Origin of the sequence: Spirillospora sp. NPDC049652, from assembly GCF_040675125.1 — a bacterium.
Taxonomy (GTDB): Bacteria; Actinomycetota; Actinomycetes; order Streptosporangiales; family Streptosporangiaceae; genus Spirillospora.
Genome location: NZ_JBFAOF010001564.1, coordinates 1 through 1,065, shown reverse-complemented (window position 1 = coordinate 1,065; position 1,065 = coordinate 1). Strand labels below are relative to the sequence as shown.

Annotated in this window: 2 protein-coding genes; both read left to right on the top strand. The window is 74.6% G+C overall.

What is annotated here, in order from left to right; genetic code table 11:
• On the top strand, positions 1 to 334 hold a 334-nt coding region (locus AB0J52_RS41950; RefSeq protein ID WP_500188882.1), incomplete at its 5' end, for a Cgl0159 family (beta/alpha)8-fold protein.
• Between the two features lie 73 nt (positions 335 to 407).
• The coding region (locus AB0J52_RS41945; RefSeq protein WP_500188884.1) for a thiamine pyrophosphate-binding protein at positions 408 to 1,065 on the top strand (658 nt) is incomplete at its 3' end.

The window sequence follows — 1,065 nt, the reverse complement described above, 5'->3', positions numbered from 1 at the left end:
CGGCCGGGTCCGCAACGAGCTGACGCCCGAGGCGATGATCCGCGCCGTCGCCATCGCCGCCGGACTCGGCGCGACGTCCGCGCACACGTGGCTGAAGGTGCCGGTCGTCCCCGACATGGAGCGGGTGATGGCGGCCTCGACGCTGCCCGCCCTGCTGCTGGGCGGGGAGGTGCCCGCCGACCCGGACGGGGCGCTGGCCGGATGGCGTCGCGCGCTGCGGCTGCCCACCGTCATGGGCCTCGTGGCGGGCCGGTCCCTGCTGTATCCCGCGGACGGCGACGTCGCGGGCGCCGTGGACGCCGCCGTCGAGGCCCTCGCCCAGGAGGCGCCGTGACGCGCCCGCCACTGTCCGAACCGTCCCCGTTCCATCCGCCGTTCCCGTCCGATCCCCCATTCGAGCGGAGCACATCGTGACCCCGACCCGCCGCCTGACCACCGGCCAGGCGATCGTGAAGTTCCTGGCCGCGCAGTGGTCCGAGCGGGACGGCGAGGAACGCCAGTTCTTCGCGGGCTGCTTCGGCATCTTCGGGCACGGCAACGTCGCCGGGCTCGGCCAGGCCCTGCTGGAGCACGCCGACGACCTGCCGTACCTGATGGCGCGCAACGAGCAGGCGATGGTGCACGTCGCCGCCGGGTACGCGCGGGCGAGCGACCGGATGGCGACCTACGCCTGCACCACCTCCATCGGTCCGGGCGCGACGAATCTGGTCACGGGTGCGGCGTTGGCGACCGTGAACCGGCTACCCGTCCTGCTCCTGCCGGGCGATGTGTTCGCTACCCGGCGCGCCAACCCCGTCCTGCAGGAGCTCGAGGACCCGGGCTCCTATGACGCGTCGGTGAACGACTGCCTGCGCCCGGTGTCGCGGTACTGGGACCGGATCAACCGTCCCGAGCAGCTCGTCCCGGCGCTGCTGGCGGCGATGCGGGTGCTGACCGACCCGGCCGAGACCGGCGCGGTCACCCTGGCCCTCCCGCAGGACGTGCAGGCCGAGGCCCACGACTGGCCCGAGGAGCTGTTCGCCCGCCGCGTGTGGCGGGTGCCGCGGCCGGTGCCCGAGCCGTCCG